This window comes from Microcoleus sp. A006_D1 (assembly GCF_036702805.1).
Taxonomy (GTDB): Bacteria; Cyanobacteriota; Cyanobacteriia; order Cyanobacteriales; family Microcoleaceae; genus Microcoleus.
This window is the reverse complement of sequence record NZ_JAUBVZ010000009.1, coordinates 105,105-131,841: the sequence shown is the minus strand read 5'-3', so window position 1 is coordinate 131,841 and position 26,737 is coordinate 105,105. Positions and strand designations below refer to the sequence as shown.

The 26,737-nt window shown below is 46.1% G+C and carries 23 protein-coding genes, 1 tRNA gene and 1 pseudogene; 14 read left to right on the top strand and 11 right to left on the bottom strand.

Going from position 1 to position 26,737, the window contains the following annotated elements; translation table 11 throughout:
• Positions 1-105 precede the first annotated feature (105 nt).
• From QUB68_RS17780 to QUB68_RS17750, 7 genes are all read left to right on the top strand, one after another.
• On the top strand, positions 106-3,246 hold the full coding sequence (locus tag QUB68_RS17780; RefSeq protein ID WP_332994919.1) for a PAS domain S-box protein: 3,141 nt from the start codon (positions 106-108) through the stop codon (positions 3,244-3,246).
• A 488-nt stretch (positions 3,247-3,734) separates the two neighbouring features.
• Positions 3,735-5,006: an FAD-dependent hydroxylase gene (locus QUB68_RS17775; protein ID WP_332994918.1), complete on the top strand. Its 1,272-nt coding sequence runs from the start codon at positions 3,735-3,737 to the stop codon at positions 5,004-5,006.
• Positions 5,007-5,509: 503 nt separating this feature from the next.
• Entirely contained in the window at positions 5,510-6,220 is a 711-nt protein-coding gene (locus QUB68_RS17770; protein ID WP_332994916.1) for a hypothetical protein, read from the top strand.
• A gap of 420 nt (positions 6,221-6,640) precedes the next feature.
• Positions 6,641-7,237: a DNA-binding response regulator gene (locus QUB68_RS17765; RefSeq protein WP_332994914.1), complete on the top strand. Its 597-nt coding sequence runs from the start codon at positions 6,641-6,643 to the stop codon at positions 7,235-7,237.
• An 80-nt stretch (positions 7,238-7,317) separates the two neighbouring features.
• The gene (locus QUB68_RS17760; protein ID WP_332994913.1) at positions 7,318-10,542 is read left to right on the top strand and encodes a CHAT domain-containing protein; all 3,225 of its coding nucleotides are present in this window, start codon (positions 7,318-7,320) and stop codon (positions 10,540-10,542) included.
• 10 nt (positions 10,543-10,552) lie between these two features.
• On the top strand, positions 10,553-10,885 hold the full coding sequence (locus QUB68_RS17755; RefSeq protein WP_332994912.1) for a hypothetical protein: 333 nt from the start codon (positions 10,553-10,555) through the stop codon (positions 10,883-10,885).
• Positions 10,886-10,902: 17 nt separating this feature from the next.
• Positions 10,903-12,408: a hypothetical protein gene (locus QUB68_RS17750; protein ID WP_332994910.1), complete on the top strand. Its 1,506-nt coding sequence runs from the start codon at positions 10,903-10,905 to the stop codon at positions 12,406-12,408.
• Here the strand turns inward: QUB68_RS17750 and QUB68_RS17745 are convergent.
• From QUB68_RS17745 to QUB68_RS17730, 4 genes and pseudogenes are all read right to left on the bottom strand, one after another.
• A complete protein-coding gene (locus QUB68_RS17745) occupies positions 12,384-12,971 on the bottom strand; it encodes a hypothetical protein (RefSeq protein WP_332994908.1) in 588 nt (195 codons plus the stop codon). The two genes, QUB68_RS17750 and QUB68_RS17745, sit on opposite strands and share 25 nt — an antisense overlap.
• Positions 12,968-13,549 (bottom strand): hypothetical protein, encoded by a 582-nt coding sequence (locus QUB68_RS17740; RefSeq protein ID WP_332994907.1) that lies wholly within the window; start codon positions 13,547-13,549, stop codon positions 12,968-12,970. Before QUB68_RS17740 ends, QUB68_RS17745 begins: the two co-directional genes overlap by 4 nt.
• A gap of 5 nt (positions 13,550-13,554) precedes the next feature.
• Positions 13,555-13,767: a helix-turn-helix domain-containing protein gene (locus QUB68_RS17735; RefSeq protein ID WP_332994905.1), complete on the bottom strand. Its 213-nt coding sequence runs from the start codon at positions 13,765-13,767 to the stop codon at positions 13,555-13,557.
• 160 nt (positions 13,768-13,927) lie between these two features.
• Positions 13,928-14,179: pseudogene (locus QUB68_RS17730) on the bottom strand (RNA-guided endonuclease TnpB family protein); the annotation flags it as partial.
• 91 nt (positions 14,180-14,270) lie between these two features.
• On the opposite strand from QUB68_RS17730, the gene QUB68_RS17725 reads away from it, so the two are divergent.
• Positions 14,271-14,474, top strand: a complete 204-nt coding sequence (locus QUB68_RS17725) for a hypothetical protein (protein WP_332994902.1) — start codon at positions 14,271-14,273, stop codon at positions 14,472-14,474.
• Positions 14,475-14,704: 230 nt separating this feature from the next.
• On the opposite strand, the gene QUB68_RS17720 is transcribed toward QUB68_RS17725, so the two are convergent.
• Positions 14,705-14,788, bottom strand: a tRNA-Leu gene (locus tag QUB68_RS17720).
• A gap of 229 nt (positions 14,789-15,017) precedes the next feature.
• Here QUB68_RS17720 and accC point away from each other — a divergent pair.
• Positions 15,018-16,373 (top strand): acetyl-CoA carboxylase biotin carboxylase subunit, encoded by a 1,356-nt coding sequence (gene accC / locus QUB68_RS17715; RefSeq protein ID WP_332994900.1) that lies wholly within the window; start codon positions 15,018-15,020, stop codon positions 16,371-16,373.
• 114 nt (positions 16,374-16,487) lie between these two features.
• Here the strand turns inward: accC and QUB68_RS17710 are convergent, their stop codons facing one another.
• The gene (locus tag QUB68_RS17710; protein ID WP_332994898.1) at positions 16,488-16,772 is read right to left on the bottom strand and encodes a YggT family protein; all 285 of its coding nucleotides are present in this window, start codon (positions 16,770-16,772) and stop codon (positions 16,488-16,490) included.
• Between the two features lie 299 nt (positions 16,773-17,071).
• Between QUB68_RS17710 and psbX the strand changes: the two genes are divergently transcribed.
• From psbX to QUB68_RS17690, 4 genes are all read left to right on the top strand, one after another.
• A complete protein-coding gene (gene psbX / locus QUB68_RS17705; protein ID WP_106148830.1) occupies positions 17,072-17,191 on the top strand; it encodes a photosystem II reaction center X protein in 120 nt (39 codons plus the stop codon).
• 292 nt (positions 17,192-17,483) lie between these two features.
• Positions 17,484-18,290 carry a Ycf66 family protein gene (locus QUB68_RS17700; RefSeq protein WP_332994892.1) on the top strand — a complete coding sequence of 269 codons (807 nt, stop codon included), beginning with the start codon at positions 17,484-17,486 and terminating at the stop codon, positions 18,288-18,290.
• Between the two features lie 244 nt (positions 18,291-18,534).
• Complete coding sequence (locus tag QUB68_RS17695; RefSeq protein ID WP_332994890.1) at positions 18,535-19,983, top strand: trypsin-like peptidase domain-containing protein; 1,449 nt, start codon at positions 18,535-18,537, stop codon at positions 19,981-19,983.
• A 139-nt stretch (positions 19,984-20,122) separates the two neighbouring features.
• Entirely contained in the window at positions 20,123-20,752 is a 630-nt protein-coding gene (locus QUB68_RS17690) for a pre-peptidase C-terminal domain-containing protein (RefSeq protein ID WP_332994887.1), read from the top strand.
• Positions 20,753-21,316: 564 nt separating this feature from the next.
• Here the strand turns inward: QUB68_RS17690 and QUB68_RS17685 are convergent.
• Together QUB68_RS17685 and QUB68_RS17680 are read right to left on the bottom strand one after the other, a co-directional pair.
• Positions 21,317-21,508: a chlorophyll a/b-binding protein gene (locus tag QUB68_RS17685; protein ID WP_332994885.1), complete on the bottom strand. Its 192-nt coding sequence runs from the start codon at positions 21,506-21,508 to the stop codon at positions 21,317-21,319.
• A 94-nt stretch (positions 21,509-21,602) separates the two neighbouring features.
• Complete coding sequence (locus tag QUB68_RS17680; RefSeq protein ID WP_332994883.1) at positions 21,603-22,619, bottom strand: succinate dehydrogenase/fumarate reductase iron-sulfur subunit; 1,017 nt, start codon at positions 22,617-22,619, stop codon at positions 21,603-21,605.
• Positions 22,620-22,859: 240 nt separating this feature from the next.
• Between QUB68_RS17680 and QUB68_RS17675 the strand changes: the two genes are divergently transcribed.
• Positions 22,860-23,102: a hypothetical protein gene (locus QUB68_RS17675; RefSeq protein WP_332994882.1), complete on the top strand. Its 243-nt coding sequence runs from the start codon at positions 22,860-22,862 to the stop codon at positions 23,100-23,102.
• Positions 23,103-23,551: 449 nt separating this feature from the next.
• Here QUB68_RS17675 and QUB68_RS17670 read toward each other — a convergent pair whose 3' ends face one another.
• From QUB68_RS17670 to QUB68_RS17660, 3 genes are all read right to left on the bottom strand, one after another.
• Positions 23,552-24,370, bottom strand: coding sequence for an ABC transporter ATP-binding protein (locus QUB68_RS17670; protein WP_332994880.1), 819 nt, complete (start codon positions 24,368-24,370; stop codon positions 23,552-23,554).
• Between the two features lie 231 nt (positions 24,371-24,601).
• Positions 24,602-25,642: a FecCD family ABC transporter permease gene (locus QUB68_RS17665; protein ID WP_332994878.1), complete on the bottom strand. Its 1,041-nt coding sequence runs from the start codon at positions 25,640-25,642 to the stop codon at positions 24,602-24,604.
• Entirely contained in the window at positions 25,639-26,670 is a 1,032-nt protein-coding gene (locus QUB68_RS17660) for a FecCD family ABC transporter permease (protein ID WP_332994875.1), read from the bottom strand. Before QUB68_RS17660 ends, QUB68_RS17665 begins: the two co-directional genes overlap by 4 nt.
• Between the last annotated feature and the right edge of the window lie 67 nt (positions 26,671-26,737).

The window sequence follows — 26,737 nt, the reverse complement described above, 5'->3', positions numbered from 1 at the left end:
TTAACAAGATCTTGAGCAGCTTTGTATAGCTGGCAACAATATAAGTACAGTGTTGATTGTTACCTTTGATACGTAGAAACCCACATCATTTGAGGGAGCAAGAAATTGGTATTTTTTAAACGAGTACAACAAGTGCAGCCGCCCTCAACCCCAATTATTGCGCTTCAGTCTTTTTCCAAAAAAGCTGGAATTGCAGTAATCGCGATCGGCTGTACAGTCATTTTGGGTTGGATATTCGACCTACAACTCTTAAAAAGCATTCTGCCCGGACTCGTGAGCATGAAAGCAAACACTGCGGTCTGCTTTATTTTGGGCGGTTTTTCTCTGTTCCTCCAACAGCGCAGGCGCGCCAAATTAACAACAATCAAGCATCAAAAAATTGATAATTTATTAATTTATAGCAGTTCATTTTTAATTATATTAATTAGCCTCCTCACCCTAGTTCAATATAGCTTTAATTTAGACTTAGGCATCGACCAACTGCTATTTCAAGAAAGTCCCAGCCTGACAAGCTCCTCAGCACCGGGACGCATGGCACCGAATACAGCTGCTGCTTTTTTATTCCTGGGTTCAGCCTTACTACTGCTGTCAGAACGTCGCCCTAAATACCTGCGGGTTCAAATCTTAAGCTGTTGTGCATTTTTAATGGCATTTCTGGGTTTGATCGGCTACATCTACGGCAAAGCTTTATTTTACCAAATTGGCCCTCATACAGGAATGGCTTTGCACACCGCCGCAGCATTGATGTTGCTGAGCCTCGGCATTTTGTTTGCCAATCCAGAGCGAGGATTGATAGCAGTAATTGCGAGCGATCGCGCGGGCGGCATCATGGCGAGGCGCTTGTTGCCGCAGGCAATAATTATCCCGCCTTTAGTGGGTTATTTCATCATCTCGGGAGAGCGGTTCCAAGCCTACGAACCAGAGCTAGGACTATCGCTGTTAACCGTATTGAACGTGATTATTTTTACAGTTCTGATTTGGCAGAATGCGAAAACTCTCTGCACCGCAGACCGGAAGCGCTATCGAGCCCAACTGGGACTAAGAAAAGCTAAATCAGACTTAGAAACTAAAGTTGAGAAACGGACTCTCCAACTGCAACTCGTCAACGAGCAATTGCAGCAGCAAATTCTCGACTCTCAAGCAACAGAGCAGGTGCTGCAAAAAAACTATAACCTGTTACTGACAGTCATCAACAGTACACCGACAGCCCTATTTGTCAAAGATATTCAGGGCCGCTATCTGATGCTCAACGCTGCGGGAGCTAGCATCATTGGCAAGTCTTTTGAGGAAATTATCGGCAGAGATGACAGCGAGTTATTTCCGCCGGAAATTGCGGGCAATATTCGGAAAAGCGATCGCCAAATTATGACAGCGGGAAAAACGGAAGTCATGGAAGAAGAACTGCCAGTCCAAGGAAAATTGCGGACATTTCTTTCGACAAAAAACGCTTACCGGGACGGGCAAGGACAGATCGGCGGTATAGTTAGTATCGCGCGGGATATTACCGATGCCGTGGCGGCAGCTACGCAACGCAAACAAGCCGAAGTTGCCAACAGAAGTCTGGCAGCAATTCTGGAAGCAACGCCGGATTTTGTAGGTATCTGCGACATGGAAGGACACGCCGTTTACATCAACAAAGCAGGCAGAAAAATGGTGGGTATCGACGAAAACGAAGATATATCCCACCTGCAAGTTGGAGAATTCACAGCAGCGTCAGCCCACAGCACCTTGAAAGGCGCGATCGCCACCGCAATTTCAGAAGGCGTTTGGAGCGGAGAAACAGCCTTCGTGTCAGCATCGGGAGTCGAAATTCCCGTCAGCCAAGTCATCATCTCCCACTCAGCACCCGACGGCAAACTCGAATACATTTCAACTATCGCCCGCGACATCAGCGATCGCCAACAAGCCTCGCTAGCGCTGCGTCTGAGCGAGGAACGTTACCGATCGCTGATCGCCGCTACCGCTCAACTGGTATGGATGACAGACGCCGAGGGAAAGCCGATCGCACTGATCGACTGGATGGAATATACAGGTCAAACTTTGGAAGAAGCTACAGAAAACTGGGTTTCGGCAATTCACCCAGACGATCGCGAGTTGACGGCGCAAGCTTGGATGCACGCAGTAGAATCCAAAAACCTTTATGAAGTCGAGCACCGCTTGCGAGCCGCCGACGGCAGCTACAGCCACTTCTGGGTGCGCGCAGTGCCAGTTTTAGCAGCAGACGGCAGCATTCGCGAATGGGTGGGCACTCACACAGATATTAGCGATCGAGTCCAAGTTTTGGAAGCACTCAAGCAATCAGCCGCACAGTACCGCCAGCAAGCAGCCCAGCTCGAAAAAGCTTTCCGCGACTTGCACGAAACCCAAACTCAACTCATCCAAACCGAAAAAATCTCCTCCCTCGGCCAGCTAGTCGCCGGAGTCGCCCACGAAATCAACAACCCGATTAACTTCATTTACGGCAACATCACCCACGCCAGCCAATACGCGCGAGACTTACTCGATTTGCTCCACCTTTACCAGGAAAAATATCCAAATCCCCTCCCAGAAATTAGCGAAGCAGCCGAAGATATTGAAGTCGATTACTTAATCGCAGACTTTCCGAAGATTTTGGAATCAATGAAAGTAGGAGCCGATCGCATCCGCGACTTAGTTGTATCCTTACGCAACTTTTCCCGACTCGACGAATCGCAGATGAAGCGAGTAGACATTCACGAAGGAATCGAAAGCACTTTAGTGATTTTGCAGCACAAGCTCAAAGCTAATGCAGTTCGTCCGGCGATCGAGATTATCAAAGAATACGGCCACTTCCCAAAAGTCGAGTGTTATGCAGGTCAGCTCAATCAAGTATTTATGAATCTGTTAGCAAATGCGATCGATGCCCTCGAAGAGTACAACAGCAAGCGTTCTGCCCAAGAAATATATGCTAGCCCCAACACCATTCGGATTAACACCAGTGTGAATTCAGACACGGTAACAATTCGGATTGCTGACAACGGGATGGGAATCAATTCTGAAGTCATTCGCAAGTTATTCGACCCATTTTTTACGACTAAACCAGTCGGCAAAGGCACTGGTTTAGGACTCTCAATCAGCTATCAAATTATCGTTGAAAAACACCGAGGCAAATTGCAGTGTATTTCCGCACCCGGGGAAGGTGCAGAGTTTGTCATCGAGATTCCCATTTGCCAGAAAGTCTCTGCGTTGGCGACGGAAAACATCAAGGAATTGGTCATTAGTCAGTAGTCAGTAGTCAGTGGTCAGTTGACAGTTGACAGTTGTCATTAGTTTCTGAGAGTCACGCATGGGGCGAGAAACCCGGTTTCTATGAGTTTTGGGTTGAGTGACGAGAAATATCGAAAGAAACCGGGTTTCTGAGGTTCTCAGCCATCGCGGGGGCGAGAAACCCGGTTTCTATGAGTTTTATGTTTAGTCACGAGAAATATCGAAAGAAACCGGGTTTCTGAGGTTCTCAGCCATCGCGGGGGCGAGAAACCCGGTTTCTACGAGTTTTATGTTTAGTCACGAGAAATATCGAAAGAAACCGGGTTTCTGAGGTTGCGAGTGCATCCAGGACTTGCATTTTGAGATCCTCGCCCTCTCTCCCATTCTCCGCCTCTCCGCCTCTCCCCCTCTCCCCCTCTCCTTCTGGGCCGATCGATCGCCCAAAATCGCAATAATTCTTTACAATAAAATAGTAAATATGATTATTCACTTAAATAAAACCCTTGAAAATGCCTGTAAACCAACTTTCTGTAACCACAGCCTCCACCCAAACACCAACACTCGACTATGATATCGCGATCGTCGGAGGTGGCATAGTCGGCGCAACCTTAGCCTGCGCCCTCAAAGATTCCGGATTAAAAATCGCCATCATCGAAACCCAACTCCCCGCAGCAGCAGCCGCCAAAAAACAAGCTTACGCAGTCACCTTGCTATCGGGAATGATCTTAGAAAGTATCGGCGTGTGGGAACAAATCTTGCCCAAAATTACCACCTTCGAGCAAATTAGCCTGTGCGACGGCGACTATCCGGGCGTCGTCGAATTCCACCGCCCCGACTTGGGAAATACTGGCAAATTACCCGTACCAAAAGAGGCTTTAGGTTATGTTGGCGAACACCGAGTCATGCTGTCAGCTTTGCATGAATCCTTAGCAAAAAACCCGAATTTTAGTTGGGTTTGTCCGGCGGAAGTAGTCGAAGTAAAATATTTAACTAATTCGGCTGAAATTCAAATTAAACAAGACGGCGAAACTAGGACAATTCGCACCAAATTATTAGTTGCTGCTGACGGTTCGCGATCGCGCATCCGCACCGCAGCCAACATCAGCACTCGCGGCTGGAAATACTGGCAATCCTGCGTTGCGATCACCATTAAAGCAGAAAAACCGCACAATGATATCGCTTTTGAGCGCTTTTGGCCGAGCGGCCCGATGGGAGTCTTACCATTACCGGGGAACCGTTGTCAAGTAGTTTGGACTGCACCGCACGCGGAGGCAAAAGCTTTACAAGAAATGGACGAAAAAGAGTTTTTAGCTTTGTTGGAACAACGCACGGGCGGGATTTTGGGGAGTTTGGAGTTGGAGAGCGATCGCTTTTTGTTCCCGGTGCAGTTAATGCAGAGCGATCGCTACGTGTTGCCCAGATTAGCACTGATTGGCGACGCTGCCCACTGCTGTCATCCCGTGGGCGGACAGGGCTTAAATATGGGCATTCGTGACGCTGGGGCGATCGGCCAAATCTTGCAGCAAGCGCACCAAAAAGGCGAAGACATCGGCGACTTGCGAGTATTAAAACGGTATCACAACTGGCGGAAAAAAGAGAATTTAATCGTGTTAGGATTTACGGATTTTCTAGACAGGTTATTTTCTAATACTTGGCTACCAATTGTAGCATTTCGCCGCTTCGGATTGTGGTGTTTGCGGACAATTCCTCCTGTGAGGTTTTTAGCATTGCGCTTGATGACCGGTTTAATGGGGCGGCCGCCGGAATTAGGGCAAAATTAGGTTCGTAGTGAGGGCTGAAGCCCTCCGATCGTGCGCTGACATCTGCGGAACAAATTCCCAAGTAATTAACTGAGCAATTTTTTCCGCAATTTTATTTTATTATTTTACAATCAATAAATTAAAAGGAGAAGATTCTGTCAACAAACAGCGAGTATTATATACCAGAATTCTCTCTGACACAGCAAACAATACAGGGAGAGGATATCCCCTTACCCGATCCACTAGCAGAAGGAGTACCCCATACAACACTTGGAAGAAGAGAAGGAAGCGATCGCATTTTTTACCGCCAGTCAGCAACCTTTCCCTCGTCAACTTGGCCAAAAGCTAATGGCTATGATGTGCCTTGGGGTAGAGTAGATTGGACACACCACGATCGGCCCATCAGATCACCCCAACCCCCATATCCACGAATTCCGCTACAATTGGGAACAGAAAAGATGGGAATGTGGATTGCAAAAATTTTGGTGGTATCCCAGAGATGTTGATTAACTAAAGGAGAAATTATGGATGCCTGTTTTGAAATATTGCTTTCTACAAGACAGACTCTTGAGTATTTAGAATGTTATCAGGAAACTTTTACTTGGGGCGGTGTTGAATATCCTCAAGGAGAAAAATATTACCTGTGGGGCAAATATATAAAATTAGTAGAGCGAGAAATTCCACCCCATATAATCAAGCGTTTACCTTCGGCTTATCAAAATATGAAATGGCTGAATTTTTCAGTGCAAGGGCAAGGATTAGACTTGTTAGAATCCGAGGTGAATGGCTCAGAGATAGATTGGGAAGGTAAAAGTTTTGATGAATTTCTCAAGTTGATTTTGACTGAGCAACCTCAATGGGTTGTGGTATTTGAATGGCACTGCGATCGCATAGATAGTTTGTACGAACAGAATGTTAGTGAGTGCATCTCTCAGATTAAAAACAACTTAAAATGGGACAATAATAGAGAAGGATTTATGGTACTATCTTGCTCAGAAAATCGGGTTTACTCATCTACGACTGCTGGCGAAGTTTCTGAACAAGATCAATTCGTTACTTCATTACCCATAGCAACTCCACTATCAATCGAATTATTTTCCAATACTTGGCTGCCAATTGTCGCATTTCGCCGCTTCGGATTGTGGTGTTTGCGGACAATTCCCCCAGTGAGGTTTTTAGCCTTGCGCTTGATGACGGGCTTAATGGGGCGGCCACCGGAATTAGGACAAAGTTAGAAGAAACCCGGTTTTTTCCTATGTTGCTTGTACTCTAGTGGTGTTGCCACAACCGCCAGGGGTTGAAACCCCTGGCTAATAGCGAAAGTCGGTTGAAACCGACTGAGAATGCGAGATAAAAATGAAAAACTCTTTAGTCCTCTTTAAGAGGACTTTTGCTATGAGACAGGGGTTTCAACCCCTGGCGGACTATCGGGCTAACCGAGGTTTCTCGCCACTCGCACCATCAAAGAAACCGGGTTTTTTCCTCAATCTTTGCAATGTTACGAAGTTGGTCGGAAAAAGGCGATACAATGATCTACTCAGATCGAACCCTGCCCTGACAGCAGTAAAAAAACCATGCAACCCGAACAATAACAAGAGATTCTCAACCTGCGCGATCGCCAATTAACGCCCAAACAAATTGCCCGAAAGTTAGGATTGAAAGCATCCGAAATCAGTACCTTTCTGATATCTCAGGCAGAACAAACAGCCATCGCTAGCGCCGAAAAAGGAGAGTTATTGCCCGTTGCTCAATGTCTCGTGGATGTAAATTTTGCGAATGTCTTGTTGCGGAATGAAACCTCTGAAGCGGGCGGTTTGGGTTTAGTGATGGTTACCCGTTCCAAGGGATACAATCGTTTTGTTGCGGCCTCTTATTTGATCGATTACTGGTGTTTGGGAGTTAAGGATGCCATGCAGCCACGTAACTGCAACGATAGCCAATATAAAAATCTCGTTGAGCATTGTTACTCGCAGTTTGGGCAAGAATACGAGGAGATTAGTGTAGAGCAAGCACAAGCCCTGGTTTGGGGTGCGATCGCTTATGCCAAAAAATTAGGCTTTGAACCGCATCGCGATTTCGAGCAGTCGAAGGCTCATTTAGGAGAATCAACCAACGAAATCGGCTTAAAATTCGGTCGCAATGGAGAACCTTGTTATGTTGAAGGGCCTCACGATAATACAAGGAAAATTATCAATACGCTTAGAAATTCTGTGGGAGAGGGTAATTTCGATTACTTGTTCGGGATGGGGTAGAAATTGATACGGGGGAGCGTCAACCGCCAAACCACCAATCGTGATAAAATAAACATCGGTGTTACTGACAACTCCCCACAATGCAAGAAAACCGCGCCCAAGCTTATATGCAATTAATTAATGCGCTGCTGACTTGCCCCAACGGTGAGAAACAGCAGATTTTAGTTAACTCGGAATTGCTCGATCAGGGGTTTCTGCAAGTTTGCAAGGTAATAGCAGAAATTATGGCACAGGAAGGACAGGAAAATCAGGCTAATTTTTTACGAAATCTGGCCAGTCAGCTCGAGCAATTTTTGGGGAGGAATGATCGAGGAGATCGTGATAACTCTGAGGGTAAAAATCCACAAGAGTATTTAAGGTTTATCGGAGAATTATTGCGAGCAGAAGCAGAAAGTAGTAGCGATGTTGAAGTAATTTACCCCATACTGGCCGGGCGGGAACATCTCCTCAATGCCCGTTTTGCTGAGATTTTACAGCAAGTGACCCAGAATTTAATTGCCGAACATCCAGAAGCAACTAGAGATATTGTCGTCCTCACTGAAAATTTGAGTATTGATATTAGTAACTTTCCCCGTGGGAATAGAGCGAATAATATAGAAGTTGCCATTAGTGGTTATCAAGTAGTTTTAAGTAATCGGGAACCGGGGAGCGAAAATTGGGCACAGACGCAAAATAATCTGGCAGTAGCCTACTCTGAAAGAATCAGGGGAGAGAAAGCAGAGAATATCGAAATGGCGATCGCATCTTACACTGCTGCATTAACAGTCCGCACCCGCGAAGCCTTTCCCAAAGATTGGGCACAGACGCAAAATAATTTGGCAGGAGCCTACTGTAACAGAATCAGGGGAGAGAAAGCAGAGAATATTGAAATGGCGATCGCATTTTACACTGCGGCACTAGCAGTGTACACCCGCGAAGCCTTTCCCCAAGATTGGGCAACGACGCAACATAATCTGGCAGGAGCCTACTGTAACAGAATCAGAGGAGAGAAAGCAGAGAATATCGAATATGGGATCGCATCTTTAACTGCGGCACTAGCAGTCTACACCCGCGAAGCCTTTCCCCAAGATTGGGCAATGACGCAACATAGTCTGGCAAATGCCTACTCTGAAAGAATCAGGGGAGAAAAAGCAGAGAATATCGAATATGCGATCACATCTTACACTGTGGCATTAGAAGTCCTTACCCGCGAAGCCTTTCCCGAATATTGGGCACAGACGCAACATAGTCTGGCAAATGCCTACTCTGAAAGAATCAGGGGAGAGAAAGCAGAGAATATCGAACTTGTGATCGCATTCTACACTTCTGCATTAGAAGTCCTTACCCGCGAAGCCTTTCCCCAAGATTGGGCACAGACGCAAAATAATCTGGCCAATACCTATTGTGACAGAATCAGGGGAGAGAAAGCAGAGAATATCGAACTTGCGATCGCCTTCTACACTGCTGCATTAGAAGTCCGTACCCGCGAAGCTTTCCCCCAAAACCATGCTGAAACACTATTTAATTTAGGGCTTACCTATCGAGAAGTTTTCAACTTGCAGCTAGCTCACAATACTTTTGCCGCCGCCATTGATACCGTAGAATTCCTACGGGGTGAGATTCATTCTGGAGATGAAAGCAAACAAAAACTCGCGGAAGAATGGAATAAACTCTACCGAAATATGGTAGAAGTTTGCATAAAGCTAAAAAACTACACCGAAGCCATAGAATACGTCGAACGCAGCAAAGCCCGCAACTTAGTCGAACTCCTCGCCACCCGCGACTTATACCCCAAAGGCGATATTCCCGAAACCGTTATCAACGAACTCTCGCGCCTGCGTCGAGAAATTGATGTCGAACAACGCCGACTAAACAACCAACAGACAAATCGTAACAGCAACCGCGGCACAATATCGGGAGAACGCAGCCTCCAAATAGACACCGTACAAACTACCAGCCGCGATTCTACCCATCTCACCCAATTGCGGCAACAACTCGACGAACTACTCATCCGTGACATCAAACCCATCGACCCCGACTTCCTGCTGACTCAAGAAGTTAAAAGCATCTCCTACAGCGATATTCAAGCCCTCACCGCCGAAAATACTGCTATCATTCAATGGTACATCCTGGGCGACAAATTCCTCACATTCATCATTACTCCTCAATCACCAAATCCTATAGTTTGGCAATCTTCAAAAACCGACTTTCAAGCCTTAATAAACTGGCGCGCAGAATATCTGGCAGACTACCAAAAGGAAGATAAAACCGAATGGCGGGAAAACCTAGCCCCTCGCCTCCAAAGCCTATCTGAAATATTGCATCTCAATGAAATTCTGGGGAGAATGCCGAAACACTGCGATCAATTAATTTTAATTCCCCACCGTTTCCTGCACCTGTTCCCCCTTCACGCCTTGCCGGTTAGCCATGAAACCTGGCAGCGATTTAACCCACAAACGCAGTCTGCTGAACCCACCAATCCCTGCTTACTAGATTGCTTCAAACAAGGTGTCCGCTATTCTCCCAGTTGCCAACTGCTGCAACAGGCACAAAGGCGAAAACGCCCCAATTTCACACACCTATTTGCCGTCCAAAACCCCACCAATGACCTCAAATTTACAGACTTAGAAGTGCCAGCGATTAGTCAGCATTTCCACCCCAAAGATATCCTGATTCAAAGTGATGCCAAAAAATCAGTCATAGATGACAGCCGTCTCCGCATCGCCCACTGCGCCCACTTTAGCTGTCACGGCTATTTTAACTTTAAACAACCTTTGCGATCGGCCTTACTCCTAGCCGACTGCGAATTACCCCCGCCTCCCCCAGAAGAAAACCCCACTCGCTATCTACCCTTACGAAATGGCAAAACCCTCGACCTCACCAAATGCCTCACCTTAGCAGACATCTTTGCCCTCGACTTCCGAGAATGCCGCCTAGTTGTGCTCTCCGCCTGCGAAACCGGCATCAGCGACTTTAGCAGCATCAGCGATGAATATATCAGCTTACCTAGCGGTTTCCTGGTTGCCGGCAGTTCCAGTGTCGTCCCGACGCTGTGGGCAGTCAGCGATTTGTCAACCTCATTTTTGATGATAAAATTTTATCAGCTTCTCAAAGCCGGGTTAAGTGTCTCCCTTGCCCTTAACTCTGCTCAACTTTGGCTGCGGGATGCCACTAAAGAAGATTTGCAGGCATGGACAAGCAAACTTACCTTGAGTTTTACGCAAAAAATTGTACAGTTACCTGCATTATTTAATAAGATGGAAGCTAATGCTAAGCCTTTTCAGTCGCCTTACCACTGGGCTGCTTTCTGTGCTATCGGTCAATAGGAGTTTATAAATGTCACTTGCAGAAGACAACATTAGAGCATTTCAACAGTTGATTACTACCGAACGTGTATTATTTTCTAAACACAAGGCTGAATTACATCAGCTAGGTGCTACTCTCTCAGATGATATCGAGAAAATATCTGATGATGTCTCAAATTGGTGTGCTTGTGAAAGTCGCCCTCAAATACTAGAGGCTTTGATAAAGCTGCACGGTGATCTTGATAAGGATCGCCTCCCAGGAACAACCAAACCGATAGCTCCACCACCGCCACCACCTCCCAAAGTTTCCAGAGAAACGCTATTAAATGCCATCCAAGAAAGTTTCCCCAACAAGTCAAAATAGCACTCAGGGCCTAGGTGATGAACAATCCTGAATTGACCGGCAAACTTGCCAACCCCAAACTCACGCTGTTTGCCTTTAATTTGTGCAACAACCTTGCAAAAGGCGATAAACAACCTGTAGACAAAGCAGATCATTTATGGCAGAAATGCGCTGCTTTGGGACACCTGCTGCAAACAAATCCGCAGCTCGATTCTTTACCCGAAAAGCTGAACAATCGCAACAGCCAAAATACCCAACAGAGCGACTATCTTGAACTTTACGAGTCAAATGGCAATAGATTTGTGTCATTTACAACTGTTAGCCAACCGGATCAACTGCCCCTGACAGGCGGAATTTACCCGCTGCAACTCCACGATACTTACGCACTTGATTTCACGCTACTTTCCCCGAATTTAACATTAGAAATCAACCAACTGAGCAACCTAAATTTTCAAGGTTGTCTGCTACCTTGCGAAATCCAAGCGTCACTGGGACAAACCCTAGTATTATTTGCCAAACCGGTTGATTTTGCTGGCAATCATCAAGATTTAGCAGTAGCTTGTGTAGACGCTTTGTTTCAAGATTCAGAGCTTAAACAGCCAAAAGCCTATTTAATCGGTGAAGGCAAACTTCTAGGTAGTCCCATTTTTGAATTTGATAACAGTCAAGAAGATCCGAGATTAAAGTGTCATATTCTAGTCTGGTTAGATACTGATGAAAAAACTTTAGAGATAGAAGAATTAAGTAATTATTACCGTCCGCTGATAAATTTGTTATGCTGCCGCAGTAAAATCCTTTATGTCTATTACCAAGCGTATCTTTGCAACGAGGAAGCGAGAAAACTGTACAGTCAATTAGAGGAAAAAGTAGAAGAATTTAGCCATTTGAAATCAGATAGAAAGGAACGTCTGGAACAACTAGAGGGCTGGCTGACGAAACTCCCTCAAATCGGGTTAACTTATGCCCGCTATTTGCGAGATATAGAACTTCACCAGATTACAATTGAAACGAATGCTAAAAACTATAGTTATTGGCTGAAAAAACTTGGTGATTGCAGCGTCAAAGAAATAGATAACTTAGATTTCATACAACAATTTGTTAAGGGGAGTTGCAAGATATTTCAGCAACAGATTAAACTAAATATGAGTTATCTGATTGCAGGAAAGGAATTATTTCAACAGATGATTGAAACAATCCAAGGTATTTTGGAAGTTGATGCTCAAAAACAACAGGTAGAGTCTGAGAAAAATGAAAACGATCGCGATCGTAATTTACAAATCACCATAGCCGTTGTCGGTGTGGGTATAGGCGTTGCGGGCATTGTTTGCAGCAGCTACCCCTTAATCGAAAAACCTTGGGCACTACCCTCTTTCCAGCATCCTCTGCCGCCTCATCCCTTCATTAGTGCCATTATCGTTAGTTGTTTGGGTGGTGGAATCTTTGGCGGGCTTGCTTTGCTGGCTGCGCGTAAACTGTTCAAACCATCATCTAATCAAACAAGTTTACCTGGTTCCGAAAATCAATCTACCTCTATTGATGTGTAATCGCCCTCTGCTTTCTGGTTAATTATATTTAACCCATCGCCCGCATCAATATCTAGTCGATCTAGAGTTCTCGCGTCTAGTTTCAACAAAGGCATAATTTGTTCGTATTGCTGCCTTTTACCTCTAGGAAAACTCCCAACAGTAAAATCAAAAAATCCATGTTCCGTAGAGAATATGCCACCGCGTTCATACATTAAGATTAGCGGTTCATACGGTTCAGGTAGAGTAAATTCATTGACTTTTGGTGAATTTTTCACGCTATCCCATTCGAGGAACCACTCGCAGGTTTTCTCAATAATACCCGCCACATAAAACGGTGTCTGTGTGAAATGAGTCTTCAGCACTTTAACCTTAGTCTCATCAGCATCTAGAGAATCAAGATGAGCAGCCACATCAAAAAACGGCCATTCATCTGTACAATCTAAAGCCTTGGCCCAAAGCGCAGCACGTCTCAAGTATTCTCGCAACAGGGCTATGTGAGAGTTAACGCGACTATCGTCTGGCTCCCATTTAATTGCTAAAATTCGCTCTAGTGCAGTATCGGTAATTGTTTTTGCAGTCATATTCTTTCTCTAATAGCTTCAAGCAACTCATCAAGATTCGAGAGGTTGTCCGCAAGCATCAGTCCTTCCGCTGACTTACCTATTATGTTAACCCAGTGGGAAAATGGATTGGGCTTGCTGGTATGAGGAGCTATATCGTGCGCTCCGAAATGCTCCGGGGTCGGCCAGTTGCCAAAACCATACATGGGATGCTCTATCCAAGCTTTAGGCGATCGATAAGGAAGTCCATCGGCCATTAGTGCTTGCTCTATATACTCATGGGCTATCAACCGTTTAAACTTGGTAATTTCTCTCGGTTTTAGCTCACCATTTTTTGCGCTTATCCATAAGTCAGCAATCTCACCATCGGGTGTAAAATTACCTCGGACATGGCTAATAGTTTTTGTGTCATCATTTGGAATGTCAAGCTCGTGTTTCTTGATAAATATGTGTTCTTTTACTTGGCGGATAATTTGTTCGGAAATCTCTAGATAATTAGCTATTGTATACACATCATCCGTCATGGCGATAATTTCTGCATATTGACGGATTTCTTTCTGATGACGCTCTCCAAAATACTGTGGCACGATCGCAAACAATCTCTTTACTCTTTGACAACATCCATTAACTCTTCAATCAAAACATCGAGGGTGCGAGCTATTTTTTGAATCGATGTGATATCAACCGTGGCCAGCCCTTCAGAACGAGCATAGTGCCTGACTGTGCTGTACGGAACGTCCGATCGATCGGCAACATCCTTTAGCGTCCATCCTTTTTCCTCAGCCAACTCTCGGATTCGGAACCTAACTAAGCCCATTCTGCCTATTGACAAACGATAAGTATCTATCGTTTAATATGTTTAATCACAAAGACGATCGCCCTCAGACCTGATAAATCAAGGGCGATCGCCACTTTCTAACCATCCACTTTCGTGGAAAGGATGACTCTATGATAGCTTGTAAAAGTATAGTCATTTATTACATGACACGGGAGGCGTTGAGTCCCTCCCCTTTCGCTTTCACTTCGAGCGGATTAACCCGCCTCGGCTGAACTACGCAGCTCTCTATCCCATCGCTAAAAGCATTTGGGATTGCTTTTCTCAAAATATTGTAAGATCCGTTAACATCGGCGTTAATCAACCGACCCGACGACGTTCTGTACAATCCTATCTTAATTCGCGAACCACTAAATGTGACATCCAGGGTTTCAATATTCCTGTAGACAGGAATCTGACTATATGATACTACCATTGTCTATTGATGCTTACAATCTTAATAAAGTTTTACAATACCAAAACAACTGACATATCGCGATCGACTTGTGCCGTGGTGCGTAATTCGCCACCTCCCCAACAGTCAGCGATTAACAGTCGCCCGTTTCAGTCGTCGCCCCGATGCGGAATCTTACTTGAAAGCAGTGCGCCGCTTAATGCCCGCAGTTTCGCACACAATTGTCTTTGTAAATGCGCCGTGCGTAAATGAACTCAGCGTACCAATACAAACACAATTGTCGATCGACAGTTAAAGAGTATTTTGTAGGGTGCGGATCTATCAGAAGTTCGATCGCACTTAAAGATATCTGATGAATCCGCACCCGATCGGTACTCGCGCACAATCTTTAGAAACCGGGTTTTTTCCCAAATCTTCCCACCGTAACAAAGTATCTCGCAAAAACCCGGTTTCTGCCCACCCACCCATTAAATACAAAACAACTGCCAACAGCCAAAACTGTCAACAGTTGTTTCATATATTCAATGCGGATGGCGAGACTCGAACTCGCAAGGACATAATGCCACACGCACCTCAAGCGTGCGCGTATACCAATTCCGCCACATCCGCTCTTTCCGACAATCTCTGGGATTTTTCACGCTACGAGTTAAACATTCACAGGTTGAGGTTCCTGAAATTTAACTTGTGACTAGCCCTTTTAGACTACCGATTTAAAATCATAGCACAACTACCACCAAAATGTAAAATAAATTTTTATTAATAATTTATGGGAAACCATTATCCAGAAGATACCGAAAGGGATTATTGTACAGAATATTGAGTGAATTAAGCAGCGAAGATGGGGTTCTCGAAAATTTTAATCGCTAATCGCGGAGAAATCGCCCTCCGCATACTACGCACCTGTGAGGAAATGGGCATTGCCACGGTTGCCGTTCACTCCACCGTAGACAAACACGCCCTGCACGTCCAGTTGGCAGACGAAGCCGTTTGCATCGGCCCCCCCACCAGCAGCAAAAGCTATTTAAACATCCCCAACATTATCTCGGCTGCCCTGACGCGCAACGCCGCAGCCATTCACCCCGGTTACGGATTCCTCGCCGAAAATGCCCGATTTGCCGAAATCTGCGCCGACCATCAAATTACCTTCATCGGCCCGTCTCCGGCTGCGATGCGGGCGATGGGAGACAAATCCACTGCCAAAGAAACCATGCAGCGGGTGAAAGTCCCTACAGTCCCCGGTAGCGAGGGATTGCTGGCAGATGAACATGAGGCATTGTCGATCGCCCGCGACATCGGCTATCCTGTGATGGTCAAAGCCACCGCCGGCGGTGGAGGCCGTGGCATGAGGCTAGTCAGAGACGCCTCGGAACTCCCCAAACTCTTCCATGCAGCCCAAGGCGAAGCCGATGCAGCCTTCGGCAATCCCGGAGTCTACCTCGAAAAATTCATCGAAAGACCTCGACACATCGAAATCCAAATCCTCGCCGACAACTACGGTAACGTGATCCATCTCGGCGAGAGAGATTGTTCGATTCAGCGCCGACATCAGAAACTCCTCGAAGAAGCGCCCAGCCCCGCCCTCAGCCAGAAACTGCGAGATCAAATGGGTCACGCCGCCATTGCCGCAGCCAAATCTATCAACTACACCGGTGCGGGCACTGTGGAATTTTTGCTTGACAAATCGGGCAAGTTCTACTTCATGGAAATGAACACTCGCATCCAAGTGGAACATCCCGTCACCGAGATGATTACAGGTCTCGATTTGATTGCCGAACAAATTCGCATCGCCCAAGGAGAAAAACTGCAAATCAAGCAAAACCAAGTAATTCTCAGCGGCCACGCCATTGAGTGCCGCATCAATGCTGAAGATCCCGATCGCAACTTCCGCCCTCACCCCGGCAGAATCAGCGGTTATTTGCCTCCCGGCGGCCCCGGCGTGCGGATGGACTCTCACGTTTACACCGATTACGAAATACCTGCTTACTACGATTCTTTAATCGGTAAGGTAATTGTATGGGGGCGCGATCGACCGACCGCCATTCGCAGGATGAAACGGGCATTGCGGGAATGCGCCATCACGGGTGTTCCCACTACCCTCAGCTTCCACCAAAAAATCCTCGATAGCCCCGAATTTCTCAGTGGCGAAGTTTACACGAATTTCGTTGAACAGTTTATGAACCAAAATAGTCAGTAGTCAGTAGTCAGTAGGCAGTTGACAGTTGGCAGTAGGCAGTTGGCAGTTGGCAGTTGGCAGTTGGCAACTAACCCATGCCCGATGCCCGATGCCCGATGCCCGATGCCCGCTGACTTACATCATCATCGTCAGTAGCCCTTGCTGACCGAGAATCATTTCCCGCAGCAAGCTACAGATGCCGACCCAAATAATCGGCGTAATGTCCACTCCGCCGATCGGCGGTACAATTTTTCTAGTTAGGGCTAAAAAAGGTTCAGTCGGCCAAGCAATCAGACTCAACGGCAGTCGGCTGAGGTTCACGCCGGGATACCAAGTCAGAACGATACGGAAAATAAATAGCAAAGTCATCACTACTAGGACAGAGCCCAGAATCCAACTTGCAACGGTAATACCAGTCATGGGTCTTATCTCGAAATCTTAAGTTTTGTTAAGTCAGCGCCTCATAATTCTAACCGTTTCGTAGGTGCGATCGAACTGGATAAGTAGAATTTTTCCGGTATCGTACCTTCAGACATACAGTATTCAAGGGTTTGAGGGTTCAATGGTTATAGTTTTTTAGGGGGAAAATATTGCTTGTCAACCTCGCTCCGTTACATCCTCGACATCCATTGCAACATCTGTTGCCGAACTTCCCTCTGAGAACTGACTGCTGATAAAATTAATAAAAATCAAATAGTTGTAACAAAGGTTTTGAATCTATGACTCCTTCACTCGCGAATTTTCTGTACAGCCTGCTGGTGGGCGTTGGGCTAATCGTGATCCCAGGAACGATCGCCCTAATCTTTATCAGCCAAAAAGACAAAATCAAGCGTACCTAAAAAGTTGGCGGGTTTCAAGCGTCCGGCGCGCGAGTCAATTTTCGGCTAAACGTCGGGCATTTCCCCCGTGCGAAACCTCGGCTACCAGCAACTGTCAAGGCAAAACCTTCGGTTGACTGCTTTCGCTGAGGTTTTTTCCCGTTAAACTCATTATTATATGGTTCGCGAACCAAGCTGAAAGCCTGACCGGAGGCTGCCCTGTGAAACTACAGTCGGGATAACAGACTGACAGACTTATTGATAGATGTAAAATCTAACTCGCTAACATAGGAAAGACATAGGAGATAGGCTAATGGTCAATTTAGGATTGAACTGGAGCAGCCTGTTAGGGATCATCCTAGCAGTAGCAGGGGCAGGACTGTACTTTCTGCGATCGTGGCGTCCCAAACTAGCCCGAGACCACGATATTTTCTTTGCAGCAGTCGGCCTGCTGTGTGGCGGTATTCTGTTATTTCAAGGATGGCGGCTCGATCCGATTCTGGCCTTCGGTCAGTTCCTGCTGACCGGTTCGGCGATTTTTTTTGCAGCCGAAAGCATCAAACTGCGGGGAGCGACCACAGCCCAAGCCAAAAGTCGCGCTCAATATGTAGATGAAGAACGACCCGTCAGCAACGCCTATGCTTACGACGGCTACGATTCTGAAATCGACCAGCTAGAACCAGAGGAAGACTACCCGCAGCGTCCCCGGATTCGAGGCAGCCAAGACAACCGTTCCTCCCGGGAAGCCTACGACGACGAGGCCCGCCGCCGTCCCTCGAACCGCAACGGCAGCGCTAGCACCTCCAAGCCCGATGCGCCCGATCGCTCCTCGCGCAAGCGTCCCCGCCCAGAAGCCCCGCCAGCCCAAGGGTCTGACAACTGGGACGTTTCAGACAACCCCGAAGAAAGACCCGCTCGCAGCCGCAGCAACCGCCCCCCAACTTCGGAAAACCGCAGTTCTGAGGCGCCGCCGAGAACAAAAAAAACCCGTCCTACAGAAGCATCTAGGTCTCGCCCCAGCAACCGCGACGTGGAAGCACCCCCGTCAGACTACGTGGAATATCGACCAGTAGAATACCCGGAAGACCAACCGGATAATTCCCCCAATTTCGACAAATAGGCAAATATTGACTTATCCCCCGTCCAAAATACGGGGGATTCTTATCTGAAACCTTTGTATAGCCTTTCTTAAAAAGATGAGGTGCACTCCTATTCTCTGAATATCGGGACTTTCAAGCCTTATTACATACCTCATCTATCTGAGAAATGCTATACAAGTCCTAAAATAATTACTAAGGGTAGTTAGTAGTTAGCAACAAAGCCGAATTACTAGCTACCGATCGCTTAAATACTAATCGATAACCATGAATTTCAAAATTGTAAGTTTAGCAGTATTGGGAATTTTAACAGTTGGGGTAACAGGCAGCGCTGCTGCGGTTGTTACGACATCTGCTGTGCGTCAATCAACAGATTTAGCGGAATTTAAGTCACTACATTCCCCAGGGGCGATCGCCCAAAATGTCGAAGAACAAACCAACATTCGAGTCTACGAAAAAGCCAGTCCGGCCGTTGTTAGCGTTGATACAGAGAAATCTAACGGCAGTGGCACAATTATCAGCCCCGACGGCATGGTGTTAACCAACGCCCACGTTGTTTCGGCCGGCGGTACCGTGAATATAAGTCTGTCAGACGGCAGAAAACTTGTCGCCGATGTCGTCGGATTCGGCGAAGAAGGTTTAGACTTAGCGGTGGTGAAGATTCGCAATCAAAACAATTTGCCCACAATTCCTTTAGCCCGTCCCGGTTCGGTGAAAGTCGGACAACAAGCATTTGCGATCGGCAATCCCTTCGGTAGATTTCAAGGTACTTTTACCGTCGGAATCGTCAGCCGCATCGACCCCCTGGGGGGCTTGATTCAAACCGACGCCGCCATCAATCCCGGCAATTCAGGAGGCCCGCTGCTCAACAGTTCTGGAGAATTAATCGGCGTCAATACTTCTATTTTTACTCGCGGTCAGGGCGGAGGCAATATCGGTATCGGTTTTGCAATTTCTGTAGACAAAGTGCCGGCTTTCCTGACAGCGGTGCGAGAAGGGCGAGCTCCCCGGGTTGCCCAAAGGCGATCGCCCCTGGGCAACAAAACACCTCAAAAAATTGCCTTAAACGGGCCCGTCGTCAGCGGCAAACTTACCGACAAATCTAGCATTCTGCCCGCAGACAACAGCTTTTTTGACCTCTACTCTTTTGAGGGAAGAGCGGGCCAGCAAATCACCATAGAAATGAAAAGTCAAGAAATTGACCCTTATTTAATTTTGCTCGGGCCCAATCAGCGCGAAATCAAACAAGATGATGACGGAGCAGGCGGTAAAAACGCCAGAATTACAGTCAGATTGCCAGCAGACGGTATTTACACGTTAGTGGCAAATTCCTACCAAGCTAGGCAGGCGGGGGCTTATACGCTAGAACTGAAAGCAAGTGCTCCTACGTCACCTTCTCGGGCGATTTTACAAGAAGAAGGTGCTTTGGTCGCAGGCGGCCCCGTACTGCCATCTGACAACAGTCTGTATCGCGAGTATACTTTTGAAGGTCGATCGGGTCAGTCTGTAACCATTTCCCTCGAAAGTACAGATTTCGATCCCTATGTGGCGATATTTGGCCCTAATGGTCGATTATTGGGAGAAAATGACGATGCGAGCGCTTCGACTAAAAATGCGTTTCTGAACGTTACTTTGCCCGCTACGGGTCGCTACCGCATAGTTGTCAATGCTTACGATGCTTCAGGTCGGGGTCGTTATACTCTAACTGTCCGTTGAAAATTGAAAATTGGGAATTGGGCATTGGGCATTGGGCATTGGACATTGGTAGCACCTAACAAATAACAAATAACTCATGACTACTGACTACTGACTACTGACTACTTCCTTATTTCTGTGTTACAAATCGAGGTAATTCATGAGTAAAGTGAGATTTTGGGCGATCGCGCCAATTGCTCTACTAGCTACTTTTTCTGGCAAACCGACTCTCTCCGTGCCAGTGTCAAATTCAGATGGAGTTACTAATAGCAGTTCCAAGATCGTTTCAGCAGAATTTCCTCAAAATTCACATGATACGAGCCATCCCAGCATGGCTGTTTTAGCTCAAGCAAGTCCCAAACCCTCGCCATCTTCGTCGCCATCTCCAAAGCCCTCGGCAACTCAGACCCCCATACAGTCTCCGCCGAGTCCTGCTGGAGGTTCATCTAAAGTCATTTTAGAGCAAAAGGGAGAACTCACCCCTGCGAAGTCTTCTGTACTGGCCTCGGACAGCAGTTTGTACGACGAGTATACGTTTGAAGGCACTCAGGGTCAAAAAGTAGTTATTACCGTAGAAAGTACCGATTTTGATACTTATCTGGCTATTTTCAACTCCCAGGCCGAGCTACTTGCAGAAAATGATGATGTCACGCAGCAAAATTCCAATTCTGAGCTGACTCTTACCTTGTCTGCGAGCGGTCGCTACCGCATTATTGTTAATGCTTACGATCCGCCTCCAAAAGGTAAAGGCAAGTACACTTTGACCGTCCGCGAAACAACTGGAAATTAATTGCCTCAAAATCGAGTATCTATGTCAAAACTTCCTGGATTGGCGGGCTGCTTGCCAGGCTCACAAGTACAGATTAAATTGGCAACAACTGAACTCGATTTCCGCTTTTGACAAGCTCTGAGGCAGGTAGAAAATGGATAATTATCTATTTCTTACCTGCTTTTTTTGTGAACATGATTTATAGCAGTTGACAGTTGACAGTGGACAGTTGACAGTTGCATAACCCGAATCAAACCATTGATTCCGTACGGGTATCAGCTCTATTCATTCCGGTTATTTATGTCCTCACCGATGTGGCGGTTGCTATATATCACAATATGGTTCACTTAAGGCTGATCTCCCTGGCACCCCCCTAAAAAAGGGGGGGGCAAGAAAGCTCTCTTTCGTCCCCCTACAACCTTTCTTGATGCCCCGGAGATCTCCGGGGCATAAATAGTGTTAACCCAAGCGTAGTTATTTATATGATGTCAAGTCAATCATCCCTAAAAAAATGTTTGTAGTGAGGACTAAACCTCGCTACAAACTTATTACGCGCCAGTGGCTATCCACCGAGTTATTCTGAATTTAACGCAAGCCCAGCCAGGTGAAAAAATTCTGGCGGGTGAAGAATTCTAGCAGCAAAAGTGCCACAAAGCCCACCATCGCAAATCGTCCATTGGTTTTTTCCGCGTAGGCATTCCAGCCAAAGGCTGGTTCTGCTTGTTTTGGAGTATTTGAGGTTGTCGGTTTTGGGGATGAAGGAGTTTTAGCAGTCATTTAAATGTTTTGAGTTGCGAATTTTGAGTAAAGATTTTTGAGAAGTTTGACGATCGCACAACTTCTAATTTACAAGGAAAATGGCAGCCGATCGCTAATCTGCCGAATTTTCTAAACTTTGCACCGATTCAATCAGATTTCGCACAGTTTCGGTACCTTCAGAAGGCTCAAAAGATAGCGGGAATTTGCCGCGAGCGAGCATTCTCAAACCCAACGGGCCCAGACTCAGCAAACCTTGAACGTCGCGAAAGGAGTTTCCTACTACTTCGATGCCAAATTTGCGCTCATCTATCCAGCCGCCTTCTTTGACGAGCTCGATCAAGACTTTGCGGTGGCGGATCGATCGACTGGCTTGGTCGTCTTTGCGATCGAGAATCTCCTGTTTAATCTTACCAATTTGATCCATCGGCGCCACCTCCATCGGGCAAACCGAGTTGCAGTTGTAACAACGGGTGCAGCCCCAAACGCCTGCGGTACCTTCGTTGTATTTTTCCAGCCGATTTTCGGTTTCGCTATCGCGGGAATCGGCGATCGTGCGGTAAGCTTTAGCGAGGGCGTGGGGGCCGACAAATTCCGGGTTCACTTCCCGGGCGTTGCACTCAGAATAGCACGCGCCGCAGAGGATGCAGTTGCCGGTTTGGTCGAGTTTCGATCGCTCTTCGGGAGTTTGCAGAAATTCTCGTTCTGGAATTGCTCGCGAGGCGGTGCTGACATAGGGTTGAACGGCTTCTAGGTTGTCCCAAAAACTGGTCATGTCAACAACCAAATCTTTAATTACCGGCATATTTCCCATGGGGGCGACGGTAATTTCTGGGATGAAACCAGCAGGCTGTTCTGCTGAACTAGAATTAGCTATTTTTTGCAATCTGGCGAGTTCGCTACCAACATTTTCTTTGCAGGCCAAGGCCGAGCGCCCGTTAATTCGCATCGAACAACTGCCGCAAATTGTATTGCGGCAATTTTTGCGAAAAGCTAAAGTGCCGTCTTGTTCCCACTTGATGCTGTTGAGGCAGTCTAGGATGGTATTGCTTTCATCCACCTCTAGGGTGTAAGCGTGAACGCGGGGAGCCTCGTTTTGATTTTGGCGGACTACGTTAAAGCGGACTTGCATATTTTGAGTAAAGAATTTAATTTCTATTTTAAGCTAGATTTTCTACAGTTCCCAAAATACATTATTTTTTTTAACAACTAGCTAAAGTATGAGATTTAAAGAGTTTTATTTTTGTTTTATAAATAGCAATAATCCTCAGGTTATAAATACATCTATCGCAACTTTTTTCAGCGGATTTTTGGGGTTTTAATTGGATAAACAAGTAATCGATCGGTACAGTTCGCGAGTCGGAGGTGCTTGATGTCCAGCTTGTTTGTCTTAACTTTCATGTTTTCAACACCGGCTTTTTGTCTGGGTTTGGTAAATCCTCAATGGGTGGGGCTGGGAACTCGCAAGCTATCTGTTGCTTTATACGGCGTTTTGATGGTGGCTTCGTTTGTATTGGTTGGCGTGTCAGCACCTAAGCCGTCGCAGCCAGTTGCTTCGGCGCTGTCAGCCTCAACTGAATGGCCAGAATCTATGGTGAGCGAACCTTTGCGCTGAACGTAGCTGCGCGCGCACCTCACGTTTCTGGTAGCGTTACAAACAATTTTACCAGGACTTACGTCCGGTTGGGGCCAGAAACGTAGTTTTTTAAGAAAAATACTTGGTTCTAGTCATTTACTGCGTATTTTGGTAAAATAAACCCGGTTTCTGCGTCTTGGATTACTTCTACTTTTAACTGGTAAAAGTCGCTATGTTTAGTTTTTTCATCTGATACCAGTTTTACATGAAGTTGCATAGAATAAAGATACTGTTGAGAGGTCATTAGTTATGGCACGCCAACTGATTCTGACGATCGCCGAAAGTGCAGAGAGAAGGCGAGCAACAACTAAAAACCTGTCGCACTGCTAGCCAGAAAGAACGATCGCCCCTGTTTCAAAAGTTATGGGGAGATCGTGGAGTGGCTGAATCAGACTTATCAGTCGTTAGCGTACATTTTTGTTCCATTGCTACTCGCACGCGTTTGTTTGCGAGGAAGTTAACTTTCCCTTACGTCCTATCGGCACACACATTGGCGTTCCCAAAATTGGGTCAGGAATAATACGGCACTCTAATGCAAAAACCTCCTGAACCATCTCCTCAGTCATTACCAGTTTCGGTTCCCCAGCCGCAAAAATTCGACCATCTTTGACAGCAACTAAATAATCAGCATAACGGCACGCTTGATTCAAGTCATGCAATACCATCACAATTGTCCTTCCCTGACTTTGGTTCAACTCATACAACAAATCTAAAACTTCTATCTGGTGTGCCAAATCCAAAAAAGTAGTCGGCTCATCCAAAAGTAAAATATCTGTATCCTGTGCTAGTGCCATTGCAATCCAAGCTCGCTGTCGTTGTCCACCAGACAAAGTATCTAATCCTCTATCTGCCAACTCCAGTAAATTTGTAATTAAAAGTGCCTGCTGCACAATTGTTTCATCTTTGGCTGACCACTGCTGCAACCAATTTTGATAAGGGTAACGTCCTTGTGCTACCAAATCTCTGACTGTTAATCCTTCCGGTGCTACTGGCCCTTGGGGCAAAATACCCAACTGCTGGGCTACTTCCTTGGTGGAAAGCTTAAAAATTGAGGTGCTGTCAAGATATACTGTACCGTGATATGGTTTGAGAAGTCTGGCCAGACCTCTTAGCAAAGTTGATTTACCACAACCATTAGCACCAACTAAAGCACTAATTTGTCCGGTAGGAATTGCTAAATTTAAATCTTTAATAATTGGCACACCATCATAAGCTAAAGACAGACTTTTGGTTGATAATCCTTTCATAGTTGATACCATTTTATAGCAGTGGACAGTTGACAGTGGACAGTTGACAGTTGCATAACCCGAATCAAACCATTGATGCAGTACGGGTATCGGCTCTATTCATGAAGTTATTTATGTCCTCACCGATGTGGCGGTTGCTATAGACTTTGGATTTTAGATTTTGGATTTATGAAAACCTGATTTCTTGGTTGATAAAATATGATTTTTATCAAGTTCCCAGTCGCCAATTCCTTATTTTTTCCGGTTACGAATTAACAGATACAGAAAATAAGGCGCACCAATAGCAGCAGTCACTACCCCACAAGGAAGTTCGATAGGCGCAAACATTGTTCTTCCTAGCAAGTCTGCGACCACAACTATTACTCCCCCCAACAGTGCCGAGGTGGGAATTAACCCTTCATGATTTGTACCTACCAACTGTCTCCCTAAATGAGGTGCAATTAAACCGACAAAACCAATCATTCCGGCAGTAGCGACTCCTGCACCTGCTAAAGCTACACCCACCAGCACTAGCAAACCACGTTGCCATTCCACGCGAGTACCTAAACCTTTAGCGACATCATCTCCTAAATTTAAGACGTTCAAATGTCTTGCCAATGTCAACGCCATTGGTACGAAAACAATCAACCAAGGTAAGAAGGAAAAGACTTGCTCCCAAGTGCGTCCGTAGACACTGCCAGCCAACCAAACCAAAGCATTACTAACGTCATAAATATCCCCAAAGGTAATCATCAAGCTGGTGAATGCACTGGCGATCGCAGACAAGCCAATACCCATTAAAATTAATAGAATCGGCGAACTACCGTTATTCCAAGCTAGGGAGTAAATTAAAACAGCCATTAGCAAAGCACCTCCAAAGGCTGAAAGAGGCAATGTATAAATCGGTGCTGATGGAAATAGGACAATTACTGTCACTGCTGCTAAACTCGCCCCAGCATTGATGCCAATAATACCAGGGTCAGCTAAGGGATTGCGTGTGAGACCTTGAAAGATAGTGCCAGAAATAGCAAACGCCACTCCCACCATAAAAGCGACAAGGGTGCGGGGTAGCCGTAGGTTGTGAATCACGAAAGCATGGTCTGGGTTGCCTGTATCTAAACCTAAGACAGTTTTGACGATATCCAAGGGCGAAATGGGATATTCACCTCTGCCCACATTCATCACCATCGCCACTGCAATCACCACTGCCAAACATAACAGCATCAGTGGTACACGTCGGTCTATGCGAAAAGATATCGCCTCGGAACGGATAACGAGCCAATCCAACTTCATTTCTTCACCTTTGACTTAGCCAAGTAGACAAAAAAGGGCGCACCAACCAGTGCTGTCATTATTCCCACAGGTAATTCCTGGGGTTTAAGTAATACACGGGCGGTAATATCTGCAACCAAAAGTAAAGTTGCACCTACCACTGCGGAATAGGGCAAAATCCAACGGTAATCAGCTTTAATGAAAAATCTCACTATATGGGGAACAACCAAGCCGATAAAGCCGATTGGCCCGGCAATAGACACGGCACTTCCCGCCAGTAAAACAACGCTAATAGCCGTGATGATTTTCACCCAAGCTGTCTGTTGACCTAAGCCTTTTGCTATATCTTCACCGAGACTCATGGTAGTAATTTGTCTACCAAGGGCAAAAGCAACGACTAATCCAAGGGCGACGAAAGGCAGTGCTTGCAAGAACATATTGATATCGCGCCCAGCCAGTGAACCTGCTAACCAAAATCTAATTTCTTCTAAGGTGCGTTGACTGACGATAAGGATAGCAGTTGTCAGGGAAGAAATCAGAGCCGTGAGCGCTGCGCCTGCTACTGTGAGATTCAATGGTGTAGGGCCTCCTTTTCCTAGAGAACCAAGGAAGTAGACTAACATTGCTGTGGCTCCTGCACCCAAAAAAGCCACAATGGTTAAAACACTCAAGGACGAACTGCCAAAAACAAAAATTGTGGCAACTACAGCCAATGCAGCCCCCGACTGAATACCTAAAATACCTGGATCTGCTAAGGGGTTGCGCGTTAAACCTTGCATTAACGCTCCTGATACTGCCAAGGCTGAACCTACGAGTATAGCAATGAGCGATCGCGGTAATCTTACTGTCTGAATTACTAAGTGATCGTAGGAACCATCAAAGGCTATAAAAGATGTCAAAATCTTTTCCAGAGGTATTTCGGCTGCACCTAAAGTGACACTATATACCAAGCAAATGAACAAGATAACCAGTCCCAAAACCAGACCAGATAAGGGTGATATTTGGGGATTTTTCCATTCTCTAGACAATTTTGTGAACCCTTTTGTCATTTTATGCACTCTCTCAACAATTAACTGTTTATTAACCATCAAATTGAACGGGGACATATCCAATTAC